17 protein-coding genes are annotated in these 25,071 nt (G+C 64.3%); 11 read left to right on the top strand and 6 right to left on the bottom strand.

Annotated features, from left to right (window positions below):
- The 5 genes from T281_RS08685 to T281_RS08705 all read left to right on the top strand — a co-directional run.
- The coding region (locus tag T281_RS08685) for a transglutaminase family protein (RefSeq protein ID WP_037237308.1) at positions 1 to 183 on the top strand (183 nt) is incomplete at its 5' end.
- 108 nt (positions 184 to 291) lie between these two features.
- Positions 292 to 3,045 (top strand): [protein-PII] uridylyltransferase, encoded by a 2,754-nt coding sequence (locus T281_RS08690; protein ID WP_037237311.1) that lies wholly within the window; start codon positions 292 to 294, stop codon positions 3,043 to 3,045.
- 11 nt (positions 3,046 to 3,056) lie between these two features.
- The gene (locus T281_RS08695; RefSeq protein ID WP_052037281.1) at positions 3,057 to 3,614 is read left to right on the top strand and encodes an NUDIX hydrolase; all 558 of its coding nucleotides are present in this window, start codon (positions 3,057 to 3,059) and stop codon (positions 3,612 to 3,614) included.
- Complete coding sequence (rlmB, locus tag T281_RS08700; protein ID WP_037237313.1) at positions 3,611 to 4,543, top strand: 23S rRNA (guanosine(2251)-2'-O)-methyltransferase RlmB; 933 nt, start codon at positions 3,611 to 3,613, stop codon at positions 4,541 to 4,543. Before T281_RS08695 ends, rlmB begins: the two co-directional genes overlap by 4 nt.
- Complete coding sequence (locus T281_RS08705; protein ID WP_037237316.1) at positions 4,540 to 4,899, top strand: ArsC family reductase; 360 nt, start codon at positions 4,540 to 4,542, stop codon at positions 4,897 to 4,899. Before rlmB ends, T281_RS08705 begins: the two co-directional genes overlap by 4 nt.
- Before the next feature lie 240 nt (positions 4,900 to 5,139).
- On the opposite strand, the gene T281_RS08710 is transcribed toward T281_RS08705, so the two are convergent.
- From T281_RS08710 to T281_RS08735, 6 genes are all read right to left on the bottom strand, one after another.
- On the bottom strand, positions 5,140 to 6,750 hold the full coding sequence (locus T281_RS08710) for an oleate hydratase (RefSeq protein WP_037237333.1): 1,611 nt from the start codon (positions 6,748 to 6,750) through the stop codon (positions 5,140 to 5,142).
- 180 nt (positions 6,751 to 6,930) lie between these two features.
- On the bottom strand, positions 6,931 to 11,082 hold the full coding sequence (gene glgX / locus T281_RS08715; RefSeq protein WP_037237334.1) for a glycogen debranching protein GlgX: 4,152 nt from the start codon (positions 11,080 to 11,082) through the stop codon (positions 6,931 to 6,933).
- Positions 11,079 to 12,554, bottom strand: coding sequence for a glycogen synthase GlgA (gene glgA / locus T281_RS08720; protein ID WP_037237319.1), 1,476 nt, complete (start codon positions 12,552 to 12,554; stop codon positions 11,079 to 11,081). The genes glgX and glgA overlap by 4 nt, the downstream gene beginning before the upstream one ends.
- Positions 12,551 to 13,813 (bottom strand): glucose-1-phosphate adenylyltransferase, encoded by a 1,263-nt coding sequence (gene glgC, locus T281_RS08725; protein WP_037237335.1) that lies wholly within the window; start codon positions 13,811 to 13,813, stop codon positions 12,551 to 12,553. The genes glgA and glgC overlap by 4 nt, the downstream gene beginning before the upstream one ends.
- Before the next feature lie 208 nt (positions 13,814 to 14,021).
- Positions 14,022 to 16,220, bottom strand: coding sequence for a 1,4-alpha-glucan branching protein GlgB (gene glgB, locus T281_RS08730; RefSeq protein WP_037237322.1), 2,199 nt, complete (start codon positions 16,218 to 16,220; stop codon positions 14,022 to 14,024).
- A 124-nt stretch (positions 16,221 to 16,344) separates the two neighbouring features.
- Positions 16,345 to 18,846, bottom strand: coding sequence for a glycogen/starch/alpha-glucan phosphorylase (locus tag T281_RS08735; protein WP_199502295.1), 2,502 nt, complete (start codon positions 18,844 to 18,846; stop codon positions 16,345 to 16,347).
- A gap of 251 nt (positions 18,847 to 19,097) precedes the next feature.
- Between T281_RS08735 and T281_RS08740 the strand changes: the two genes are divergently transcribed.
- The 6 genes from T281_RS08740 to T281_RS08765 all read left to right on the top strand — a co-directional run.
- On the top strand, positions 19,098 to 19,790 hold the full coding sequence (locus T281_RS08740; RefSeq protein ID WP_037237326.1) for a site-2 protease family protein: 693 nt from the start codon (positions 19,098 to 19,100) through the stop codon (positions 19,788 to 19,790).
- Positions 19,791 to 20,115: 325 nt separating this feature from the next.
- Positions 20,116 to 21,399 carry a homocitrate synthase gene (nifV, locus tag T281_RS08745; RefSeq protein WP_052037282.1) on the top strand — a complete coding sequence of 428 codons (1,284 nt, stop codon included), beginning with the start codon at positions 20,116 to 20,118 and terminating at the stop codon, positions 21,397 to 21,399.
- A 29-nt stretch (positions 21,400 to 21,428) separates the two neighbouring features.
- Entirely contained in the window at positions 21,429 to 21,770 is a 342-nt protein-coding gene (gene nifW, locus T281_RS08750; protein ID WP_052037283.1) for a nitrogenase stabilizing/protective protein NifW, read from the top strand.
- Between the two features lie 24 nt (positions 21,771 to 21,794).
- Positions 21,795 to 22,646: an electron transfer flavoprotein subunit beta/FixA family protein gene (locus tag T281_RS08755; RefSeq protein ID WP_013418800.1), complete on the top strand. Its 852-nt coding sequence runs from the start codon at positions 21,795 to 21,797 to the stop codon at positions 22,644 to 22,646.
- A 30-nt stretch (positions 22,647 to 22,676) separates the two neighbouring features.
- Positions 22,677 to 23,789, top strand: coding sequence for an electron transfer flavoprotein subunit alpha/FixB family protein (locus tag T281_RS08760; RefSeq protein WP_037237330.1), 1,113 nt, complete (start codon positions 22,677 to 22,679; stop codon positions 23,787 to 23,789).
- Positions 23,790 to 23,818: 29 nt separating this feature from the next.
- Positions 23,819 to 25,071, top strand: a 1,253-nt coding sequence (locus tag T281_RS08765; protein WP_037237331.1) for an FAD-dependent oxidoreductase, incomplete at its 3' end; no start/stop codon positions are given.

Genomic DNA, 25,071 nt, shown 5'->3' on the forward strand with positions numbered 1-25,071 from the left:
CACGTCGCGCATCCGGGCGGCCGCGCGCATGACAGCTTCCCGGTCAACGCGCTGGAAGCCGAGACGCGTCGCCTCGCGCGGTTCGAGCTTTACGGGCACACGCCGGGCACGACGCAGCCTTATAATCCGGGGCCGAACCCTAGCTTCCCGCATACGCTCGACCTGCGGCGCATCGGGTTTTAAACTTCGCGTCGGGCGGGATCCGTCCGACGCTCTCCCGCTTCACCCAACGCGACCATAGGCCGGAGCGGCGAACCGTTGTAAGGTGGGCGCAAACGTGAAGTCGCTCCGATGGACCAGATCATCACCACCCCGCCGCCCTTTTTCGATCCCGCCGAGTTGCGCGAGGAGCTTTCGTCCTATTGGAAGGAAAGCGCCGACAATCCCGCGCAGATGCGCCCGCGCGTGGTGCGCCGCCTGAAGGAACTGAAGGCGACGGCGCAAGCCGAGGCCGAGGCGCTCTTGATGCGCACGGGCGACGGTCGGACCTGCGCGGCGGCGCTCGCGCTGTTCCAGGACGAACTCATCAAGCTCATCTACGATTTCTCAACGAAGCACCTCTATCGCGCGCGAAACCCCACCGCCGCCGAGCACATGGCGCTCGTCGCCACAGGCGGGTATGGGCGCGGGCTGATGGCCCCGAAGTCGGACGTCGATCTCCTGTTCCTGCTGCCGTACAAGCAGACCGCGTGGGGCGAGAGCATCGTGGAGTCCGTGCTCTATTTCCTGTGGGATCTCGGCTACAAGGTCGGCCACGCCACGCGCACTGTCGACCAGACGCTGAAAGCCGCGCAATCCGATATGACGATCCGCACGGCGCTGCTCGACGCGCGGCTCATCCACGGCGAGGACGCGCTGTTTCAGGAAATGTGGACGCGCTTCATCAACGGCGTCGTCGGCGGCACGAAGCGGGAGTTCATCGCGGCTAAGCTTGCCGAGCGCGAGGAGCGCCTGAAGCGCGCGGGTCAGTCGCGCTATCGCGTCGAGCCGAACATCAAGGAAGGCAAGGGCGGGCTTCGCGACCTGAACGTGCTGCACTGGCTCGCGGTGTACCTCAACCCGGCGCGCAACGGCCAGAAGGCGGAAAACGCGATCTTCACGCATAGCGAGGTTGCCACCTTCAACCACTGCGAAGGCTTCCTCTGGACGGTGCGTTGCCACCTGCATTTTCTCACCGGAAAGGCGGAGGAGCGGCTTTCCTTCGACGTGCAGCCGGACATGGCGCAGCGGCTCCGCTATCATGAACGTCGCGGCCTGCTCGCCGTCGAGCGATTCATGAAGCACTACTTCCTCATCGCCAAGGACGTCGGCGACCTCACGCGAACCGTCTGTTCGAGCCTCGAACTGCGGCAGTTGAAGAGCGTGCCCACGCTGAGCGATTTCGTCGGCGCGCTGCCGTGGAGCCCGCAGGCCAAGATCGCGGCGACCACCGATTTCCGCCTCGACAACAAGCGTCTGAACGTAAAGCAGCCGGACGTCTTCCGAAAAGACCCGCTGAACCTGATCCGCTTCTTCATCGAGGCCGAGCGGGAAAATCTGCTGATGCACCCCGAGGCGCTGCGCCTTATCCGCGCGTCACTGAAGCTCATCGATGACGACTTCCGCCGCAACAGGGAAGCGAACCGGCTTTTCCTCGATCTCCTCACCTCGCGGGAAGCGCCGGAAACCTCGCTCCGCTACATGAACGAGTCAGGCGTGCTCGGCCGCTTCATCCCGGAGTTTGGCCGCTGCGTGGCGATGATGCAGTTCAACATGTATCACCACTTCACGGTCGACGAGCACACCCTTCAGGCGATCGGCATTCTGTCGCGGATCGAGAAGGGCGAATTCGGCAAGGAGCTTCCGCTCTCGACCGAAATCATCAACGACATCCAGAACCGCAACGCGCTTTATGTGGCGCTCCTCATGCATGACGTGGCGAAGGCGGTCGAGGGCGATCATTCCATCGTCGGCGCAGAGTTGGCGCGCTCGGTCGCGCTGCGCCTCGGCCTGTCGGCGGCCGAAGCGGAAACCGCCGCCTGGCTCGTCAAATATCATCTCTTCATGAGCCAGACGGCGCAAAGCCGCGATATCTCCGACCCGCAGACGATCCGCAACTTCGCCGACTTCGTCCAGAGCCCCGAGCGGCTGAAGCTGCTTTTGCTGCTCACCGTGGCGGACATTCGCGCCGTCGGCCCCGGCGTCTGGAACGGCTGGAAGGGCCAGCTCCTGCGCCAGCTTTATTACGATACCGAGCCGCTGCTCGCAGGCGGCCATACGCGCGTGCCGCGTCAGGCGCGCATCGCCGCGGCCAAGGCCCGGCTCCGCGAGGTCTTGCGCGACTGGCCCGCCGCCGATGTGGACCGCTTCATCGAGCGGCACGAGCCCGACTATTGGGTGCGCACGGACCTTGAACGGCAGATCCTGCATGCGAGCCTGATCCGCCGCTACGAGACGGAAGCCGCGCCGCTCGTCTACGATGTGCGGTGCTGCGACATCGTCCGACCGATCCCGGAACTGACCTTTGTCACGGGCGACCATCCGCGCCTTCTGCTGCAAAGCGCGGGTGCCTGCGCCGCCTCGGGAGCGAGCATCGCGTCTGCCCAGATCGGGACGACGCGCGACGGGCTGGCGCTCGACACGTTGCTGTTCCAGCGCAAGTTCGTCGACGATCATGAAGAAATCTCGCAGTGCCAGAAGATCGGGCGCTCCATCACGGATGTCGTCTCCGGCGCGCGGGCGCTGGATGAAGCGAAGGTCCGCTCGCTTCGCCTGAAGCCGAAGGTGGACGCGTTCACCGTGCCGCCGGACATCGTGATCGACAATACGGCATCGCAGGAAACGACCGTGATCGAGGTGCATGCGCTGGATCGTCCCGGCCTTCTCTACGATCTCGCGCGCTGCTTCGACGATTTGAGCCTCGACATCGCGTCGGCGCATATCGCGACCTTCGGCGAGAAGGCGGTGGACGTGTTCTACGTGACCGGGCCGGGCAAGCAGAAGGTGACGGACGAAGCGACCAAGAGCCGGATTCGCGGGCAGATCCTCGACCTTCTCGAAGAGTGAGGGCAGACGCGATGCTCCACGCCGACGCGACGGCCGCGCTTGCCGAATACAACCGGATCTTTCCCGGCGAGGCGGTCGATAGCGTGCGGGATTTCCTTGCGCGCAACTCCCACGATATCCTCAGGTCGAATCCCGCCGGTCATGTCACAGCAAGCGGTCTCGTCTTCGACGGCAGCGCCCTGCTGCTGATCTTTCACAAGAAATCGGCGCGGTTTCTCCAGCCGGGCGGCCATGTCGAAAGCGGTGACGCGTCGATTTACGATGCGGCAAGGCGCGAGGTGCTGGAAGAAACGGGCCTTGGCGTTGCGCCGTCGCCGCTGTTTCCGGGCCGCGTCCCGTTCAACATCGACGCGCACATCATTCGCGCACGCCCGGACCGCGACCAGCGCGAGCACTGGCATTACGATTTCCAATATCTGTTCGAGCCGTTGGGCCGCGACGTGCGCATCGATGAAAGCGAGGTCGATGCCTTTCGGTGGGCGCCTCTCGATTATCCTTTCGCGACGAGCGGGCTTATAAACGCGGTTCCGAAACTGCAAGAGCTTCTGTCGAAGAGGACGCATTCATGACGCGCATCGTAAAACCCTCGAAACCGCGTCACGATGAATCGAGAAAGCAAGGCCGCGCCGCTGGAGCGAAGGACGCAGACACCGGTCCGCGCGACGGCGCGCCGAAGCAGGAAGCCTGGGCTTTCTCCCGTTTCGGCGATTCGCGGAAAAGCGCCCGGCGACCGAAATCCGCTGGCGAAAGCTTCGCGAAGCTCGCGGCCGGAGAAACGCTTTACGGCCTGCATTCCGTGGAGGCGGCGCTCGCGAACCCGAAGCGGCGCGTTCGTCACGCATGGCTGACCGAAAATGCCGCCGCCCGCTTGCGCCCCCTCATCGACGCGCGAGAGATCGCCGCGACGCTCGCGCTGCCCGCCGACCTCGACGCGCTGACCGGACCGGGCGCGGTGCATCAGGGCGCGGTGCTTCAGGTCGAACCGCTGGCCCAGCCCGGCCTCGACGATTTTCTCGACGCGCTTGGCGATGCGCCCGCCGCCGTCGTCATCCTCGATCAGGTCACGGACCCGCACAATGTCGGCGCGGTGCTCCGCTCTGCGGCAGCGTTCGGCATCGGCGCGCTGATCGTGCAGGACCGACACTCGCCGCCGCTGACCGGAGCGCTCGCGAAGTCGGCGTCCGGCGGGCTGGAGCATGTTCCGGTGATCGAGGTGGTGAATTTGGCGCGCGTGCTCGAAAAGCTGAAGGAGCGCGACTTTCTTTGCATCGGCTTCGATTCCGAGGGCGCGCAGCGGTTTGACGCGGCGCTGGCGGGCGGCCGGCGCGTGGCGTTCGTCTTCGGCGCGGAGGACAAGGGACTGCGGCGGCTCGTGCGCGAGGGCTGCGACGCGATTGCGGCGCTTTCCGCGCCCGGCCCGATCAAGAGCCTCAACATCTCGAACGCCGCTGCCATCGTGTTTCACGCGCGGGCACAAGGGCAGGGGGAGGCGAAGTGACCATAAGCATGTACGGCATCAAGAATTGCTCCACCGTGAAGAAGGCGCGGATCTGGCTTGAAGACCGCGGCGTGGCTTACACCTTCCACGACTACAAGACGGCAGGGGCGGACGAGTCGCTGTTGCGCCGCTTCGTGAAGGAGCACGGCTGGGAAGCGCTGCTAAACCGCGCGGGCACGACGTTTCGCAACCTGCCCGAGGCGGATCGCGAAAATATCGACGAGGAAAAGGCCATCGCGCTGATGCTGGCAAATCCGTCGATCATAAAGCGGCCGGTGCTCGACCTCGGCAAGAAGACGCTCGTCGGGTTCAAGTCGGAGGTCTATGAGGCGGCGGTGTCAGCCACCAGAGCATGACGCGCAAATGGCGGCCGGTCTTGCGGTAGTTGGAGCGGCGAGTTTAAATCGGCTCCTTTTGTGGCGAGCGGCGTTGCCGATCTCAAAGTCATGAGCCGCTCCAACACTGCTACTTCCAGAGCGCGCCTTGCGGACCTTGAATGCGACGGAAGCCGCCGGACCCGTCCGTTGGGGCGCCTTTGAAGCCGGCGCGCTGGAGCGACACTCCGTCAGAAGCGATCTCGCTCTCCGTAGCCGCGTTCAGTTCATCAGCGCCATGAACGCCTTGTAGAGCACGACCGGATTATGATGGCCCTTGTAGACGGGCGGCGGTGCCTTATCGAGCTGAAGCAGCGAGTAAACCGCCGTCTGTGCCGAGCGCACGGAATATTCCACCGTGAACACGGTATCGTCGGAAAGCTCGCAGAACTGCCCGGCGAAGGCGAGGTTCCACCAGCCCTTAGGCATCACATGCGGCCGGTCGCCCGGCGCGCGCGTCAGGAACTCCGCCATGATGTAGGGCATGGTGCGCGGAATGACGATGGCGTTGTCGAGAACCTGCGCGGCCTTGTCCTCGGCCTTGAGATGGCCCAGCACCTCCATCATGATCTCGCGGCCGGTACACTCCGCCATGGGCTTCTTCACGAAATTGCCCGGGCGGTCGACGGTAAGCCCGTAGCCCCAGAACACCTCGACGCCATCGGGTTGGCCGATGAAGTGCGGCTGCTGGGGCAGGGTGATCGAAAGCAGCCAGCCGGAGTCGGCGAAGGTGATGAGCCCGCCTTCGCCCGGCACGTTGCCGGTGAAGTCCTTCACCAACCGGAAGAAGGCCGGATCGCGCATCGTGCCCGTGAAGGACACCCATTTCGACTGGTCGACGCGGTTGTCGAACGCCGCTGGCTTGCCGAATTCCGCACGGCCCTCGGCGATCTTTTCCCACAGCCGCCACGCCGCGCCCCGCCGGTTCGGCTCGAACGGTGCGGCCCGGTCCATCGCGCCGGTGGACGCTGAGTCGATCATCGAGCCGAGCGTAACGATGGTGTAGTCGTTCGAGTCGAGCTTGACCTCTTCGACCGCGCCGTCCCTTTCCAGAATGAGGGAGGCGGGGCGTTGCGCGTCCTCCATGCGCTCGAAGCGGATGTCGGTGACGGCCGCGCCGGTCTTGTAGCGCACGCCCCGTTGTTCGAGCCAGCGCGCGAGCGGCCGCACCATGGTGTCATACTGGTTATAGGGCGTGCGCATGAAGCCCTGAAGGCGGCTGAAGCCCGGCATCATGTGTACGAAGCGCATCAGATAGCGCTTCATCTCGACCGCGCTGTGCCAGGGCTGGAAAGCGAAGGTCGTGGCCCAGAGCGTCCAGAAGCCGGTCGAGAAGAACGCCTCGTCGAAGTGATCCTTGACGGCGCTCGATCCGAGCACGCTTTCGGGGCTCAGCGCGATGTTGATGATGGCGAGTCGATGTTCTTCGCTGAGGCCGAATGCGGGCGAATCGACCTTCTTGCCGCCGCGCACGATGCGGGCATGCGCGTTCGTTTTCAGCGCCTCGTTGCAGGCGAAAATGTCCTGCGTGACCGAGCGCGAACCGTCGAGCGCAGGAATGGTCGAAAACAGATCGAACGTACAGACATAATGCGGTTCGAGCACGCGACTGCCGCGCGCGACATACCCCGTTTCCACGGAGCCCGCCTGATCGAGGCTGCCGCCGGGCCTCGGCTGGTCGCCGTAGATGGTGATGTTGCGTCCGGCGATCTTGCCATCGCGAATGAGAAAAGCCGCGGCCGCGAGAGAGGAGATACCCGCCCCGATCAGATGAAAACGGGCCTCATGAGGATTGGGAAAGTCGGACTTTTCCGTTTGCGGTTCTATGCTCAAGGCCAAGCTCCCTGGGATCGCAAATCGCGCGTCGATCGCGAATGTAGCAAACTATTCTTGCTGCTGCCCTGAAGCAATTGGTTCGGGTGTCGCGATAACGTAAAAGTCACCGCAAAGTCTCTGACGGCGAAACCGGGGCTGTAACGCCCCTGTCATCGCGCTGTCACGTTCGGCGTGAGCCTAACGCCGCTTGCCCAGCGCGGGCATCGCGGAGAGCTTGCGCCGCCAGTTCGGGCGCTCGCGGTCGGTGCCGGGGAGGTTGACGGCGGTCGTCTCGCCCGCGAGGTCGTCGATCTGCTCGATGGCGATAAGCGAGGACGCGGTGCCGACGAGGCGATGCGCGGCGTCCGTCAGAGCGGGATCGAATGGCGCATCCGGCGATGCATCGAACGCGATGCCTTCCGCCGCAAGAAGCGCGATGAGTGCGGCCTTGTCGTTCGAGCGCCGGTCGCGTGCCGCCGCCGCCTCTTCCGCCGCGATGAGGCCGAGCGCTTCCTTCTCGCGGATGTCCACGCCCTCCCACCAGCCTTTCAGCGTCGGCAAATCGTGCGTCGAGATGCACGCGACGGACTTCGCAGGGTAGGTGCGTGGCGGGGCGAAACCTTCGCCGTCGCGCTCGAACCAGAACACGCGATAGCTCAACACGTCCGCCGCTTCCATCGTCTCGCGAAAGCCCCAAGGCACGGTGCCGAGGTCTTCGCCGATGACGACGCAGCGCGCGCGCTGGCTTTCCAGCGCGAGTTCGCCGATGAGATCGTCGACGGGAAATCCGATATACGCGCCGTCGCGTCCGCTCGCGCCCTCGGGGATTACAAAAAGGCGCGCGAGGCCCATCGCGTGGTCGATGCGAAGCGCGCCCGAGTGGCGCATGTTCGCCGCGATGACGCCGCGGAATACGTCGTAGCCGTTGCGCGTCCAGGCGAGCGGGTTCGGCGGCCGAAGACCCCAGTTCTGGCCGCCCTCGGCCAGCGGATCGGGCGGTGCGCCGATGGCTGCGCGCTTCAGCATCTGATCCGCGTTCGCCCAGGCTTCCGCGCCGTCCGGTGCAGCGCCCACGGCGAGGTCTCGATAAAAGCCGAGCCACAGCCCGGCTTCAGCGCCGCGCCGCGCGGCTTCATTGAGCTGCGTCTCGGCGACCCACTGCGTCCATTGATGGAAGCGGACGCGCGGCGCATGCTCCGCTGCGAAGGACGCAAGCGCGGACGGATCGCGGTTGCGAAGCGCGTCGGGCCATGCGGGCCACGGTTCGCCGGGGCGCGTCTCGCCGATTGCCTCGAACAGTGCGAAGCCTGCGAGCGCCGTGCCGCCCGCTGCGACAAAGGCGTTGAAACTCGTCTTGTCGCCCGCCGCCTCGAAATCCGCGAACGCCGCCTCAAGAACGGCGCGCTTGGCGTGCCAGACGCCCGCGTAATCGACAGTTGGCGTGCATGAAAGCGTGGCGAAGGCGGCGACATGCTGTGCGAATGCAGCGCGCGTGCGGGCACCTTCGACCGTTGAGACATCGATATAAAGCGGATCGAGGAAGCGTCGGTCGGACGGGTAATATGGGCTGGCGCGCTCGCGATCGCCGGGAAACAGCGCGTGCAGCGGGTTCAGCCCAAGCGTGGCATAGCCCGCGTGCGCGGTGTCCCCGGCGATCCGGCCGAGCGTCGTGAAATCGCCGATGCCCTGATCGCCGTCGCGACGGAGCGAATAAAGCTGCGCGGCGAGGCCGGTCGCCTTTCCGCCATCCCGGAGGCGCTCGGGCAGATAGCAGCGGCGCGGCGCAACCGTCAGGCGGCACGCGGCGTCGGAGTGGGTTTCAAGGCGAAGCGTGTAGCGGCCGGGCGCGAGCGAGGGCAGGGAGGCGCGGATCGTGTCGATGCGGCGGCCATCCGGCGCGGTGATCGTTTCGGACGCGGCCACTTCAAGCGCGACGGCATCCTCGCCGCCGTCCTCGCGCCCGACGATCAGCCAGCGAGGTGCGCGGTGGTCATCGGTTGCGATGCGAAGCGTCGCCGCCTCGCCTTCGCGCGCGACAAGCGAAAATGGCAGCTTGCGGCGGACGCGCTCATCCGCGAGGCGGCCGAGGCTCGCCCGCGCCTCGCCGCTCGTTTCAGCGGGAAAGCCCATGTCGGAGAGCAGCGCGCGCTTCGTGTCGTCCGGCACGACATGGCGTTCGCCGGTGATGTCGTACCAGTCCGGCGCGATGCCCGCCGCCCGCGCCAGGTGATCGAGAAGCTCCGGATCGGCGCTGCGGCGCTTCGTCCGCTCGCCCGTTTCGCGTTCCTCTGTCAGGATCACAACCGAGCGCGGCGCGATTTCGGCGACCCCATCCGCCGATGCGCTTCGCGGCTCGCCGGTTGCGTCCGAACTATCGAGCACGCTGCGCCACGCGAAGCCCTCGCGCGGTTCCGGCAACGCAATTCGCAGCGCGTCCCACCCGGCATGAAGCGCGACCAGAACGCGATCCGCCGCGCGGTCGTCGGCGTGCGTAGCGTAGAGCGCAGCGATCACAGTGTGAAGGTCGCCGCGCGTCCAGTCTTCAGCCTGCATCAGCGCGCCCGACGGCGACAGCCATTGCACGTCGGGAACGCCGCTTGCGTCTTGCAGTTCGCCTGACAGGAAACGGTCGCGCCACAGCGCCGGATGCGCCGCCCGCAGCGCAATCGCACGCGCCGTGAACGCCGTCAGCGCCGCGTCGGCCCCGGCCCAGTCGAGCCACGCGGTTTCACTGTCTTGAGCGTAGGCGTTGTTGTTGCCGTGCTGCGTTTGGCCGGTTTCCGCACCCATGACGAGCATCGGCGTGCCGCGTGCGAACAGGAGCGTCGCCAGCAGCGCGCGTTCATCGCGCCGCCGCGCCGCGAGGATTGTGGCGTCGTCGGTCGCGCCCTCGGCTCCATTATTCCACGACAGATTGTCGTTCGTGCCGTCGCGGTTCTGCTCGCCGTTGGCCGCGTTGTGCTTGCGCTCGTGGCTGACGAGGTCGGCTAGCGTGAAGCCGTCGTGGGCTGTGACAAAGTTCACGCTCGCGGAGGGGCGGCGCTTGTAGAATACGTCCTGCGAGCCGGAAAACCGCGTCGCCATTTCCGACGCAAGCCCGCTGTCGCCGCGCCAGAAGCGGCGCACGCCATCGCGAAACTTGTCGTTCCACTCGCTCCAATTCGCCGGGAACTCGCCGACCTGATAGCCGCCGGGACCGATGTCCCACGGCTCCGCGATGAGGCGCAGGCGGCGCAGGACCGGATCTTGCGCGATGGCGGCGAGTAGCGGCGCTTCGGGGTCGAAGCCAGTCTCGCGGCGCGCGAGCGTGGTCGCGAGATCGAAGCGGAAGCCATCCACGCCGCCGAGCGTTGCCCAGGCGCGCAAGCTGTCCATGATGAGGCGCAGCACGGCGGGACGGTCGGCCGCGAGAATGTTGCCGCAGCCCGCGTCGTTCACGTAGAAGCGCGAATCGTCGGCGCGAAGCCGGTAATAGTTTGCATTGTCGAGGCCGCGAAAGCTTACCGTCGGGCCGAGTTCGTCGCCTTCGCCCGTGTGGTTGAACACCACATCCACGATGATCTCGATGCCCGCCGCGTGCAGCGCATCCGTCGCCGCGCGCACTTCGGCCCAGCCGCCGGGCGCAAGGCGCGGGTCCGGGGCCATGAAGGCGATGGGGTTGTAGCCCCAATAATTCGTGAGGCCCGCTGGTGCCAGGTGTCGCTCGTCGATCCACGCCGCGCACGGCAGAAGCTCGACTGCCGTCACGCCGAGCTTAACAAGGTGCTCGATGGCGGCGGGGTCGGCGAGCCCGGCGAAGGTGCCGCGCACGGGTTCCGGCACGTGCGGGTTGCGCTTCGTGTAGCCCCTGACGTGCAGTTCGTAGAGGATAGCGGGCGCGCCGGTCGCCGCGAAGGCGCGCGCATCGCGCGGCTCATGCGAAAGGTTGAGCGCGATAGCCTTCGGCATCGCGGATGCGCTGTCGGTGTCGTCGCGCGTGAGGTCGTCGGTGCCGGGCCGATAGCCGAACATCGAGGGATGAAGTTTGAGCGGGCGGTCGAGCGCCAGCGCATACGGATCGACAAGAAGCTTTGCTGGGTTGAAGCGATGGCCGTTCGCAGGATCGTATGGCCCGTGTGCGCGAACCCCGTAGCGCGTCCCCGCGCCGATCCCCTCGATGCGGCCGTGCCATACATCCCCCGTGCGGGCGGGCAGGCGGATCCGCTCCACCTCGCGCTCGCCTGCCGCATCGAACAGGCAAAGTTCGATTGCGGTCGCATGCGCGGAGAACACGGCGACGTTCGCGCCACGTCCGTCGAGCGTCAAGCCAAGCGGCTCGGGCGAGCCATCGCCGACGCGGATGGCCGTCACGCCGTCGCGCCCGATGCCGTCGAGCGCTCCGCGACAAGCTCGCGATAGAGCAGGGCGTAGCGTTTTGCGGGCGCGCGCCACGAAACGTCCGTCGCCAGCCCGTTGAGTTGAAGCCGCCGCCACGTGTCGCGGTCGCGGAACAGGGCAGCCGCCTTGCTGAGCGCGAGTTCGAGGCTTTCGCGCGTGCCGGGATGGAACATGATGCCCGTCGCCACACCCGCCGCGAGCGCCATTTCGTTGGAATCGATGATGGTGTCCGCGAGGCCGCCGACACGTGCCACGAGCGGAACCGCGCCATAGCGCAGCGCGCAAAGCTGCGTCAGGCCGCACGGCTCGAAGCGCGACGGCACAGCGAGCGCGTCCGATCCTGCCTGAATGCGATGCGCGACCGCTTCGTCATAGCCGATCCGCACGCCGACGCGGCCGGGGTTTGCCTCCGCTGCCACGCGAAAACGTGCTTCCAGGTCCGCATCGCCCGCGCCGAGAAGCGCAAGCTGCATGCCTTCGCCAAGAAGCACCGGCAGCGCTTCGGCGAGGATGTCGAGCCCTTTCTGCCAAGACAAGCGACTAACCACGCCAACCACCAGCGCGCCCGGTTCGGCGTCGAGGCCGAAGATTTCCTGAAGCGTCGTTTTATTCTTCGCCCGCGCGTCGAAGGTTTCTGCGCTATACTTGGCGGCGATGCGCGGGTCCGCGGACGGGTTCCACACGCCGGTGTCGATGCCGTTCAGGATGCCGGAGAGACGGGCGGCGCGCTCGCGCAACAGGCCATCGAAGCCCATGCCTGTCTCTGTCCGCTGGATCTCCTGCGCATAGGAAGGCGAGACGGTGGTGATGCGGTCCGAGAGGCGCAGGGCGGCCTTGAGGAAGCCGATCATGCCGTAATGTTCGACGCCGCCGATGGAAAAGGCCTCGGGCGGGAAGCCGAGCGGCCCGAGCAATTCGGCCGGAAACTGGCCCTGAAAGGCGAGATTATGGACGGTGACGACCGTGGCCGCGCCGCCCTTGCCGCCGTACCGCAGATAGGCGGGCGCAAGAGCTGCCTGCCAATCGTGCACATGCAGGATGTCGGGCTGGAAGGCGGGGATCGCGCCCTCGGCGATCAGCGCGGCGGTCTTGGCGAGCGCGGCAAAGCGGAACGCGTTGTCGGGCCAGTCCGTGCCGTCGGGCTGCGTGTAGGGATTGCCGGGGCGGTCGTAGAGATGCGGCGCGTCGAGCACGAAAAGGTCGAGCGCGCCAGCGGTCGCAGCGAGCACGCGCGCCGGGCCGCCGAACAGGTCGGGGATCGAAAGGGCCGTCTCGCCGCCTTCGAGCGCGCTGATAACCGACGGATAGCCGGGAACGAGCGAGCGCACGTCGATTTCGAGGCCGGAGAGCGCGCCGGGTAGCGCGCCGGTGACATCGGCGAGACCGCCCGTTTTCACGAGCGGATAAAGCTCCGAAGCGGCGGATAGGACCTTGAGACGGCTCACGCTTCCAACCTGTCGATCATGGGCTGGGTGATGAGGCAGATGCCGCGTTCGGTCCGGCGGAAGCGCAGCGCATCTTCTTCCGGATCTTCGCCGACGACAAGCCCCTCAGGTATTTTTACATTGGCGTCGATGACGACATTGCGAAGGCGACAGGAGCGCGCGACCTGCACATAAGGCAGGATGACCGCGTTTTCGACCTTGGAGAATGAGTTGATGCGCGAGCCGGTTGAAAGGAGCGTGTTGCGGATCGTCGCGCCGGACACGATACAGCCGCCGGAGACGAGCGAGGAGATCGCGGAGCCGCGACGCCCGTCTTCGTCATGCACGAATTTGGCTGGCGGCGTGACTTCGTTATAGGTCCAGATCGGCCAGTTCTGATCGTAGATGTCGAGATCGGGAACCACATGCGTCAGGTCGATATTGGCCTGCCAGTAGGCGTCAACGGTGCCGACGTCGCGCCAGTAGGCGCCGGGCTCGGTTTCCGACCGCACGCAGGAGCGGTTGAAGCTGTGGGCAACGGCTTTGCCGTTCTTCACGATGTATGGAATGAGATCCTTGCCGAAATCGTGGCTCGAATTCGGGTCGGCGGCGTCGCGACGCAGCAGGTCGAAGAGGAATTTCTGTTCGAAAACATAGATGCCCATGCTTGCGAGCGAGATGTCCGCGTTGCCGGGCATCGTCGGCGGATCGGCGGGCTTTTCGACGAATGAAATGATCTGGTCCGTCTCGTCGACATGCATTACGCCGAAGCTGCTGGCCTCGGCGACAGGCACTTCGATGCAGCCCACGGTCACGTCCGCGTTCTGATCGACATGCTGCTGGAGCATGAACTCATAGTCCATCTTGTAGACGTGGTCGCCGGCGAGGACGACGATATATTTGGTGCCGTAGTCTTCGATGATATCGATGTTCTGATAAACGGCGTCGGCGGTCCCGAGATACCAGAGCGACTCGGAGACGCGCTGGCTTGCTGGCAGGATGTCGAAGCTTTCGTTCCTAATCGGGCGCAGGAAATTCCAGCCGCGTTGCAGATGGCGGATCAGGCTGTGCGCCTTGTACTGTGTCGCCACCGCCATGTGACGGATGCCGGAATTATAGGCATTGGACAGCGCAAAATCCACGATTCGCGACTTTCCGCCGAAATAGACGGCGGGTTTCGCGCGCCGGTCGGTCAATTCCAACAGGCGGCTGCCACGTCCACCCGCGAGGACATAGGCCATCGCGTGACGTGCAAGAGGGGAGCTTCCAACCGGTCTCATTGTGTCCTCCGAGTCGAGCTTCTGCCTGCCATAACCCAAGGTGGCATGAAAACAGAACTGCACTCGTGTTAATTCGGCTGACGCCTCGACGCGAGCGGCGGGGAAGTTCCGGAACCATTCCCGAAACAGTGCGCTGTGGCGCTTACCGATCCCTTCGAAAGTGAAGGAGAACCATCACAGTCTTTTGAACGATGCACACAATTCGGGTCTAAACCGAGTCATGTTCGAAATAAACAGTTGCGAGCGGTGGCAGGGTGATTTCCGCCGATGCCGGCAAACCGTGGCTCTCCTGCATCGAAGCGTGGACTTCGCCAAAATTGCCAATACCCGCACCGCCATACTCCGGCGCATCCGTGTTGAGAATTTCGCGCCAGCGCCCGGCGAAGGGCAGCCCGATGCGATAATTATAGCGCGGTTCCGGCGTGAAGTTGGACGCGACCAACACCGGCTTCGCGCCGGGTCCGCCATAACGCAACCACGCGAAAACGGATTGCGCCTCGTCGTCGACCACGATCCACTGGAAGCCCTCCGGCTCGCAGTCGCGCGCATGGAGCGCGGGCTTCTCGCGATGGAGGCGGTTCAGATCGCGGACCAGCGACTGCACGCCGCGATGCGACGCATGGTCGAGCGACCACCAGTCCAGCCCCGCGTCGAAATTCCACTCGGCCCGCTGCGCGAATTCCTGCCCCATGAAGAGAAGTTTCTTGCCCGGATAGCCCCACATGAACCCGTAATAGCCGCGAACATTGGCAAATTTTTGCCAATCGTCGCCGGGCATCTTGCCGAGCACGGAGCCCTTGCCGTGAACCACCTCGTCGTGGCTGATCGGTAGGATGAAGTTTTCGGAGAAGGCGTAGAGCAGCCCGAAGGTGAGCTTGTGATGGTGATATTTCCGGTAGACCGGATCGAGCGCGATGTACGACAGCGTGTCGTTCATCCAGCCCATGTTCCACTTGAAGCCGAAGCCGAGGCCGCCCGCGCTTGTCGGCTGCGACACGCCGGGCCAAGAGGTCGATTCCTCGGCGATGGTCGCGATGCCGGGATAGGCGCCGTAGACGCTTGCATTCGCGTCTTGCAGGAACCGCACGGCGTCGTGGTTCTGGTTGGTGCCATCCGGGTTCGGCAGCCATTCGCCCGCTTTCCGCGAGTAGTCGAGATAGAGCATGGACGCCACCGCATCCACGCGCAGGCCGTCGATATGGTAGCGGTCGAGCCAGTATATCGCGTTGGAGACGAGCATGCTGGCGACTTCGGCGCGGCCGAAATCGTAGATCGCCGTGTTCCAGTCGGGGTGGAAGCCCCGGCGCGGATCGGGATGCTCGTAGAGCGCCGTGCCGTCGAACTTTGCAAGCCCGTGCTCGTCGGTCGGGAAATGCGCGGGCACCCAGTCGAGGATCACGCCGAGGCCAACCCGGTGCGCGCCGTCGACGAAGCGCTGGAAGCCCGCCGGGTCGCCGAAGCGGCGGGTCGGTGCGAAAAGCCCGATAGGCTGGTATCCCCAAGAAGCGTCGAGCGGATGCTCCGAAATCGGCATAAGCTCGATATGCGTGAAGCCCATGTCCACGGCGTAGGGAATGAGCTGGTCCGCAAGCTCGTCGTAGGACAGGAAGCCGCCGTCCCATTTGCGCCGCCACGAACTCGCGTGCACCTCAAGGATCGACATCGGCCCGCGGCGGGCTTCGACCGTCGGCCGCCAGGCCATATGCGCTTCGTCGCCCCATTCATGGCCGTCGGTGCGCGCGACGACGGAGGCGGTGGATGGGCGCAGTTCGCCGGAGAAGCCGAACGGATCGGCCTTGAGCGGCTGAAGATCGCCGTTCACGCCGATGATCTCGTATTTGTAGACGGTGCCCTCGCCGATGCCGGGCGCGAACAGCTCCCAGATGCCGCTGTCGACGCGCTTGCGCATCGTGTGGCGGCGGCCGTCCCACTGGTTGAAATCGCCGACGACCGAGACGCGGCGTGCATGCGGCGCCCAGACCGCGAACAGCACACCGTCAGCGCCCTCATGATGGATCGGATGTGAGCCAAGCCGCTCGTAGAGCCGCTTGTGCGTGCCTTCCACGAGGAGGTAATCGTCCATCGGGCCGAGCACAGGGCCGAACTCGTAAGGATCCTGAAAGTCCAACGCGTGGCCGGCGATCACAGCGCGGAGCCGATAGCGAAAGCGCTCCGCCACTCCCGGAACGAAGGCCTCGAAGAAGTCGCCGAAGCCGCGCCGCTCCAGCGGGACGGTCACACCGCTTTCGAGGATGGCCCCGAGACGCTCGACGCCCGGCACGAAAGCGCGAATCGCCATTCCGTTGCCCGCGCGATGCAGGCCTAGCACGGAGAAGGGATCGCCATGCGTGGCGGACGCGATCTTCGAAACGTCCTCTTCTCGCACACGCCAGCTGGCTTCGGTCACAATATCACCCTTGGAGCCCGTTCCGATCCGATTGCATCGCAATTCTGGCCGGTAAAGTGGTCTCTTCTTTTAGGTTGAGAGACGGATTCACCGATCAGGTCGGTCAACCTGATCGGATCCGCTTCTAGCTTTTGCTGACGGTACGGACGGGAACCCGCCAGATATCTTCCGCATATTCCGCGATGGTCCTGTCGGAGGAGAACCAACCGACGCGCGCGGTGTTCAGGATACTCGAACGCCACCACGATTTGCGGTCTCGCCAGCGAATATCTGCCAGCCGTTGCGCCTCACAATAGGCGTCGAAATCCGCAGTCACCATGAAATGATCATGGTAGGTGAGGATATCCACCAGTTGTTTGTAGCGGTCCCGGTCGTCGTGAGAGAACACACCCGACGCGAGGGAGTCGAGCACATCCTTAAGCACCGGCGAACGGGCGATCGTCTCTCGCGCGTCGATTCCCTGAGCGCGATGGTTCTGCACCTCCTCGGCGGTGAGGCCGAAGATGAAGATGTTCTCGTCGCCCACGCGCTCGCGGAGTTCGACATTCGCGCCGTCGAGCGTGCCGATGGTGAGCGCGCCGTTCAACGCGAACTTCATGTTGCCGGTGCCCGACGCCTCCATGCCGGCTGTCGAGATTTGTTCTGACAGGTCAGCGGCCGGAATGATCCGCTCGGCGAGGCTCACGCAGAAATTCGGAAGGAACACCACCTTGAGCAGCCCGCGAACGGACGGGTCGTTGTTGATGACGCGGCCGACATCGTGGATCATCTTGATGATGAGCTTCGCCTGATGGTAGCTCGCCGCCGCCTTGCCCGCGAAGATCTTCACACGCGGCACGAAATCCTTGGTGGGATGGGCACGGATGTCGTTGTAGCAGGCGATGGTCTCCAGCACGTTCAGAAGCTGGCGCTTGTACTCGTGGATGCGCTTCACGTGCACGTCGAACAACGCGTCCGGGTCCACCTTGATGAGGAGGCGGTCGGTGATGATCTTCGCAAGCGCCTCCTTGTTCTTCTGCTTCACGCTCATGGCGCGCGCCTGAAACTCCTTGTCAGCGGCGACGGCTTCGAGCTTTCGCAGCGCTTCCGGGTCGTCGAGGAAGGCGGGGCCTATCGTTTCTGAAATGAGGCGTGTCAGGCCGGGATTGGCTTCGAACAGCCAACGGCGGAAGGTGATGCCGTTCGTCTTGTTCACGATGCGGTCGGGATAAAGGCTGTGGAGGTCGCGGAACACCGTTTCCTTCATGAGGTCGGTGTGAAGCTGCGATACGCCGTTGACCTTGTGCGAGCCGAGGAAGGCGAGGGTGCCCATACGCACGCGCCGGCCGGAGTGTTCGTCGATTAGCGACACGCTGGAGAGAAGCCCCCAATCATGGTGCCCCGCCGACCGCAGGCGGTCGAGATGCAGCGCGTTGATCAGGTAGATGATCTGCATGTGACGCGGGAGCAGCCGCTCCATCAGCGGAACGGCCCAGCTTTCGAGCGCCTCCGGCAGAAGCGTGTGATTGGTGTAGGAGAATGTCTGCTGCGTGATGCGCCACGCTTCGTCCCATTCGAGCGCGTACACGTCGACGAGCAAGCGCATCATCTCTGCGATGGCGATCGCGGGATGCGTGTCGTTGAGCTGGATGGCGTTCTTTTCAGCAAGGGTCGTGATGTCGCCATGCTGGGCGAGGTGGCGGCGGATCAGGTCTTTCAGCGAGGCCGCCGCGAAGAAATATTCCTGCCGGAGCCGAAGCTCCAGCCCGGCTGGCGTCGAGTCGCTCGGGTAGAGCACTTTCGAGATGCTTTCCGCGCGCACCTGGTCGGCCTGCGCCGCCACGTAATCGCCCGCGTTGAACACGTCGAGACGGAGCGGATCGGGCGCGCGCGACCGCCACAGGCGGAGCGTGTTCACCGAAGCGCCGCGCCAGCCCGCCACGGGCGTGTCATAGGCGACCGCCTCAACGATCTCGTTCGGCTTCCAGATCTGCGCGGCGCGACCGTCTGCCTTGGCCTCTACAGAGCCGCCGAAGCCGATCTCATATTCGATTTCGGGCCGCGGGAACTCCCACGGATTGCCGAAGGCGAGCCAGTCCTCGGGATATTCATGCTGCCAGCCATCCTTGATTGCCTGCCGGAACAGGCCGTGATCGTAGCGGATGCCGTAGCCATATGCCGCGACCGAGAGCGTCGCCATGCTTTCCATGAAGCACGCTGCGAGGCGCCCGAGGCCGCCATTGCCGAGTGCCGCGTCCGGCTCGATCTCGCGCAGTTCTTCGAGGTCGACGTCGAGGCCGGACAGCGCCTCGCGCACGGAGGCCGTGAGGCCGAGATTGTTGAGGGAGTCCATCAGCAGGCGGCCGATGAGAAACTCCAGCGAGAGATAATAGACCCGACGCTGGCCCTGATCGAAGCTCTCCTGCTTCGAGTCGATCCAGCGCTCCACGATGCGGTCGCGCACGGTGAGCGCGGTTGCCAGGAACCAGTCTCGCGTGCTGGCGGACGAGCGGTCCCGCCCCGTCTTGGAAATGAGATGCGCGAGAATCTGCTCACGAAGCTCCACGATCCGTTCCTGCGCATTTTCGCGTTCGTCGCTTTCAGCGGCGCGCACTCTCAATTCTGTTTGCGACTTCGTTTCGGTCATGGTCCCTTTTTTCCCCGGTCCGCATCGACTGATAATGCGGAGCCGTTTTGACACGGCTGTGAAGCCGAGAGCGTTAGCTCGATAGCCGCCGCTGAATAATAAAACAAGAGCGCCGGGCCGTCGCGAGACGCTTTGCTGAGTGTGAACGCGACGCCCGCGCGAACGATAAAAATGACGGCTTGTCCCGGACACCCCGCGTAAACACTTTATCCTGAGAGTGGCGGCAGGCGACAGCGCAGCGGGGACGAATCATGGGCGGAGATTTGAACGCGATCCTTTACACGGTTTCGACGTGGGTCGTTCCGCTATTGCTCGCGATTACGCTCCATGAGGCGGCGCACGGCTTCGCGGCCCGCCGTCTTGGCGACAACACCGCATGGATGCTCGGCCGTGTCACGCTAAATCCGTTCAAGCACGTCGATCCGGTCGGAACTGTGCTCATACCTGCCATGCTGCTTCTGCTGCGCGCGCCGTTCCTGTTCGGATGGGCGAAGCCGGTGCCGGTGAATTTCCGCAATCTGAACAATCCGCGCCGGGACATGATTATCGTGGCGCTTGCGGGCCCCGGCGCGAACATCTTTCTCGCGGTCGTGTCGGCGCTTCTTTTTTACGTCGCGCGGGAATTGCCGTCGCCTGCGAATGCTTGGGTCGCACAGAACCTTGTGAACAGCATCCTGATCAACGCAATCCTCGCCGTGTTCAACATGCTGCCGATCCCGCCGCTCGATGGTGGCCGCGTGGTGACCGGGCTTCTGCCGCGCCGCCTCGCCTATCGCTTCGAGGGGCTGGAACCTTACGGGCTGCTCCTGATCCTGACGCTGATCTTCCTCCTGCCGTTCGCAGGGCGTAGCGCCGGGCTCGATCTCGATTTCTTCGCGCGATATCTGATGTGGGCGTCGGGCGGCGTAGTCAACGCCATCCTGTCGATCACCGGCATCAGATAGCGCCCGCGCGGCTCCCGACTTCTTCTTTCATGTTCGATTTCTACTTCGCACCCTTATGCCGAAAAGAAGGCGCCGATCATCGACATTTGATCGAGGCGTGATCGACTTTCGGCCGCGCCCGGCTTCACCTCCGGGCGCATATTTTTTACCTTTCCGAACTCATTTTCCCGATATGTCGCAAGTGCGACACGTGTCGGACTTTCGACACCGCCGTGGATTTAAAACTATTCCGCGCATTTCAGCCGCTTAGGCGTTTGGCACGTCTCCTGCTTTACAAGTTGCGCGCTGCGGATCGACGCGGCGGTTTTACCAGGCGGAATGCGGGATGCGCGACCTCTCAAACGGTCTCAACGGAATGAACGACGGCGACGGGACCGCGGGCGACGACAACGCGCTGTTCATCCGCCGCACCCTTTCGGGCCGCGTCGCCATTAACGACACGACGCTGAGGGATGGCGAGCAGACGCCGGGCGTCGCCTTCACGGCCGCCGAGAAGATGCAGATTGCGGCCGCGCTCGCCGATGTCGGCGTCGACGAGATCGAGGCGGGCACGCCCGCCATGGGCCGCGACGAGCAGGAGGCAATCCGTCGGATCGCGAAGGCTGGCCTGCCGTTGCGCGTCATTGCTTGGTGTCGCATGCGTCGCGGCGACGTGGACGACGCCATCGCTTCCGGCGTCTCCATCGTGAACCTGTCCGCGCCGGTCTCGCGCTTCCAGATTGCCGCAAAATTCGGCGGTTCGCTGCCGCGCGTGGTGGCAGCCGTCACCGACGTCATCGGCTATGCCCGCGCCAAGGGTCTTGAAGTCGCTTTCGGCGGCGAAGACTCGTCGCGCGCTACCCGCGACACGCTCGAACCCATTCTCGAAGCGGCGGCAAGGGCCGGAGCGGTGCGCTACCGTTTCGCCGACACGCTCGGCGTGCTCGACCCGATTTCCATCCGTGCCGCCATCGAAGCCGTAAAGCGCATCACGGATCTTCCCATCGAATTTCATGGCCATGACGATCTCGGTCTGGCCACAGCCAACACGCTGGCCGCGTTGGAAGCAGGAGCGAGCGCGGCCAGCGTGACCGTCAACGGTCTGGGCGAGCGGGCGGGCAATGCCCCCCTCGAACAGATCGCGGTTGCGCTCGACTCGCTCTTCGCGCAGGCAACGCGCATCCATCTGCCCGCCCTCGGTCACCTAAGCGAACTTGTGGCCCGGTGCAGCGGCCGCGAAATCGCGCGCTCCGCTCCCATCGTCGGCAAGGACGTCTTCACGCACGAATCCGGCATTCACGTCGACGGCATCCTCAAGAGCAAGGACTGCTACGAGGCGCTGTCGCCGCGCCGCCTCGGCCGAAACCACCGTTTCGTCGTCGGCAAGCATTCAGGGCTTGCGGGTTTGCGTCACGAGTTGTCTTATCTGGGCTTGCAACTCACCGAGGACGAGGAACGCCGTCTTCTTGCCGCTGTCAGGGGCTATGCGGAAAAGCACAAAGCCTGCATTCCGTCTTTCACCCTGCTGAGGCTCGCCGCCGCCCTCGTGGACGCGCGGGCAGACGGCAACACGGGCGTTTGTCCCATAAAGCGGTCGGCATTCTCGTCTCGTCTGAAGGCGGTATCGTGACGCGCGGTGGAAACGAAAGGTTGGCATCAATGAGCGTTTTGTCGGATCTCGAAAAGCTTCCCTCAGCGGAAGACTTCTTCGCGTATCTCAAGGTCGACTACGATCCTGATCGCCTCAAGGTGGCTCGTTTGCATATTCTGAAGCGCATGGGGCAGTATCTCGCGCAGCGCGATTTTGCCGGCGCGACCGACGAAGATGTCTACGCGGCCGCGCGCGAAACGCTGGCTCACGCCTATGACGATTTTGTAAAGTCGACGCCGCTTCAGGAGCGCGTCTTCAAGGTTTTGCAGGAGCACCACCCCGACCGGCCGAAGGAAGAAGCGCCGAAGGCTTTCGTGCCCCTTGATTCACTAACCATCATTGGCCGCTAGGCGGCACGCAGGAAGGGTTGATACATGCATATCGTCGTTTGCATCAAACAGGTTCCGGACAGCGCGCAAATTCGCGTTCATCCGGTGACGAACACCATCATGCGGCAGGGCGTGCCGACCATCATCAACCCGTATGATCTGTTCGCCATCGAGGCGGCGCTTCGCCTGCGCGACAAGCACGGCGGCAACGTGACTGTGCTGACGATGGGTCCGCCGATGGCCGAGGACAGCCTGCGCCGCGCGCTGACTTATGGCGTCGACCGCGCCGTGCTCCTCACCGACCGCGCCTTCGCCGGTTCCGATACGCTCGCAACGAGCTATGCGCTTTCGCAGGCCATCATCAAGATCGGCAAGACCTACGAGCCGGTCGACATCGTCTTCACCGGCAAGCAGACCATCGACGGCGACACCGCGCAGGTCGGTCCCGGCATCGCCAAGCGCCTCGACCTGCATCAGCTCACTTACGTTTCGGGCATCAGCGAAGTTAACCTCGAGGGCAAGACGATCACCGTCGAGCGTCGCGCCGAGGGCGGCGTGCAGGTGCTCAAGTCGAAGCTGCCATGCCTCATCACCATGCTCGAAGGCACGAACGAAATTCGTCGCGGCTCCATCGATGTGGCGCTCGCCGCCGCCCGCGCCGAGATCGTGACCTGGAACGCCGCCGCGGCTGGCGTCGCCGAGATGGGCAAGTGCGGCCTCAAGGGCTCGCCGACCGTGGTGAAGCGCGTGTTCGCGCCGGCCGCTCGCGCCGAGAAGGCGAAGATCATCGACATCGGCGGCCTTGCGCCGGACGCGATGGCGAGCAAGGCGCTGGACGAGATCTTCGGCCGCCTGCCGACCATCGAAAAAGAACTCACGGCCATGGCCCAAAGCTAAGCCAGCAGCGCGCAATACGGAGATTTGGTTATGACGACGACACCCGCCCCGAAGCCCGCCGCAGCAGCTGGCGGCCGCGCCGGAATGAAGAAAGAACTTCCCGAGAAGTTCAGGTCCTACAAGCACGTCTGGGTTTTCATCGAGCTTGAGCGCGGTCACGTGCATCCCGTCTCGTGGGAACTCATGGGCGAAGGCCGCAAGCTCGCCGACAAGCTCGGCGTGCAGCTCGCCGGCGTCGTGCTTGGTGGCGCTGGAGAAGACACCCGCAACGCCGTTCAGGAATGTTACGCCTACGGCGCCGACGTGGCCTATCTCGTGGAAAGCCCGGTTCTCGCGGACTACCGCAACGAGCCGTACACCCGCTGCATGACGGAACTGGTTAACAAGTTCCAACCGGAAATCCTGCTTCTTGGCGCAACCACGCTCGGCCGCGACCTCGCGGGCTCGGTTGCGACGACGCTGGCGACCGGCCTCACGGCAGACTGCACGGAACTCGCGGTCGACGCCGATGGCTCCCTCGCCGCGACACGCCCGACCTTCGGCGGCTCGCTTCTCTGCACGATCTACACGCTGAACTTCCGCCCGCAGATGGCGACCGTTCGGCCGCGCGTGTTCTCTATGCCGGAGCGCCTCGACGACAAGTCAGGCCCGGTCATCGAATATGAATTCACGATGATCGAGGACGAAATCGTCACGAAGCTTCTTCAGTTCATCCCCGACCGCGACTCGAACAAGTCGAACCTCGCTTACGCCGACGTGGTCGTCGCGGGCGGCCTTGGCCTCGGCAGCGCTGAAAATTATCAGCTCGTGAGGGATCTCGCGAAGGCTCTCGGCGCGGATTGGGGCGGCTCGCGTCCGCTCGTGCAGCGCGGCTGGATCCCGGCCGACCGCCAGATCGGCCAGACCGGCAAGACCATTCGTCCGAAACTCTACATCGCCGCGGGCATCTCCGGCGCGATCCAGCATCGCGTGGGTGTCGAAGGCGCGGACCTGATCCTCGCGATCAACACCGACAAGAACGCGCCGATCATGGACTTCGCGCATCTCGCCATCATTACCGACGCCGTCCGCTTCCTCCCCGCGCTCGCGAAGGAAGTCCGTCAGCGGATCGCCCCCAACACGCGCTCGCGCCTCGTCGGCTGATTGAGCGGAAGTTTCGAAGGAGAACTCGCATGCCCGCAGAAAAATTCGACGTCATCGTCGTGGGGGCCGGACCGGCCGGCAATTCCTGTGCTTACACTCTGGCGAAGCGCGGCCTGAAAGTGCTCCAGATCGAGCGCGGCGAATATCCGGGCTCGAAGAACGTGCAGGGCGCGATCATGTACGCGAACATGCTGGAGAAGATCATCCCGGATTTCCGGGACGATGCTCCGCTTGAGCGCCATCTGATCGAGCAGCGCCTCTGGTACATGGACGACTCCTCCTACACGGGTGTCCATTACCGCTCCGACGACTTCAACGAGGAAGCGCCGAACCGCTACACGATCATCCGTGCGCAGTTCGACAAGTGGTTCTCGAAGAAGGTGCAGGAGGCGGGCGCGCTCCTCATCCTTGAGACGACCGTCACCGATCTCTGCTTCTCGGGCGGCAAGGTGATCGGCGTTAAGACGGACCGCGCGGGAGGCACCATTCTCGCCGACGTGGTCGTGATGGCCGAAGGCGTGAACGGCGTGCTCGGCACGAAGGCGGGCCTGCGTCCGCGTCCGAAGCCGGACACGGTGGCGCTCGCGGTGAAGGAAATGCACTTCCTTCCGTCAGACGTGATCGAGAGCCGCTTCAATATCTCGGGTGACGAAGGCGTCGTCATCGAAGCCGCTGGCACCATCACCAGGGGCATGGCCGGCACGGGCTTCCTTTACACCAACAAGGAAAGCATCTCGATCGGCATCGGCTGCCTCGTCTCGGACTTCGCGCATACCGGGCTTGCGCCTTACGAACTGCTCGAAACCTTCAAGAAGCATCCGGCGGTGGCTCCGCTCATCGCGGGCGCGGAAGTGAAGGAATACGCAGCGCATCTCATCCCTGAAGGCGGCTACAACGCCGTGCCGCAACTCTTCGGTGACGGCTGGCTGATCGTCGGCGACGCGGGGCAGTTCGTGAACGCCGTGCATCGCGAAGGATCGAACCTCGCCATGACGACGGGCCGTATCGCCGCGGAAACCATCTTCCAGATCAAGGCCCGCAAGGACAAGTTCTCCGCCGAGAACCTCTCCCTCTACCAGAAGATGCTCGAAAGCTCCTTCGTCATGAAGGATCTCAAGAAATACAAGCGCCTGCCCGATTTCATGCATGGCGCGCGCGATCGTCTCTTCGGCAGCTATCCCGAACTCGTGTCCAAGGCCGCGCAGAACTGGTTCCGCGTGGACGGCAAGGACAAGAAGAGCAAGGAAAAGGAAATCCTTCGTTCCTTCGTCAAGGCGCGCGG

It is taken from the genome of Rhodomicrobium udaipurense JA643 (genome assembly GCF_000636015.1).
Classification (GTDB): domain Bacteria; phylum Pseudomonadota; class Alphaproteobacteria; order Rhizobiales; family Rhodomicrobiaceae; genus Rhodomicrobium; species Rhodomicrobium udaipurense.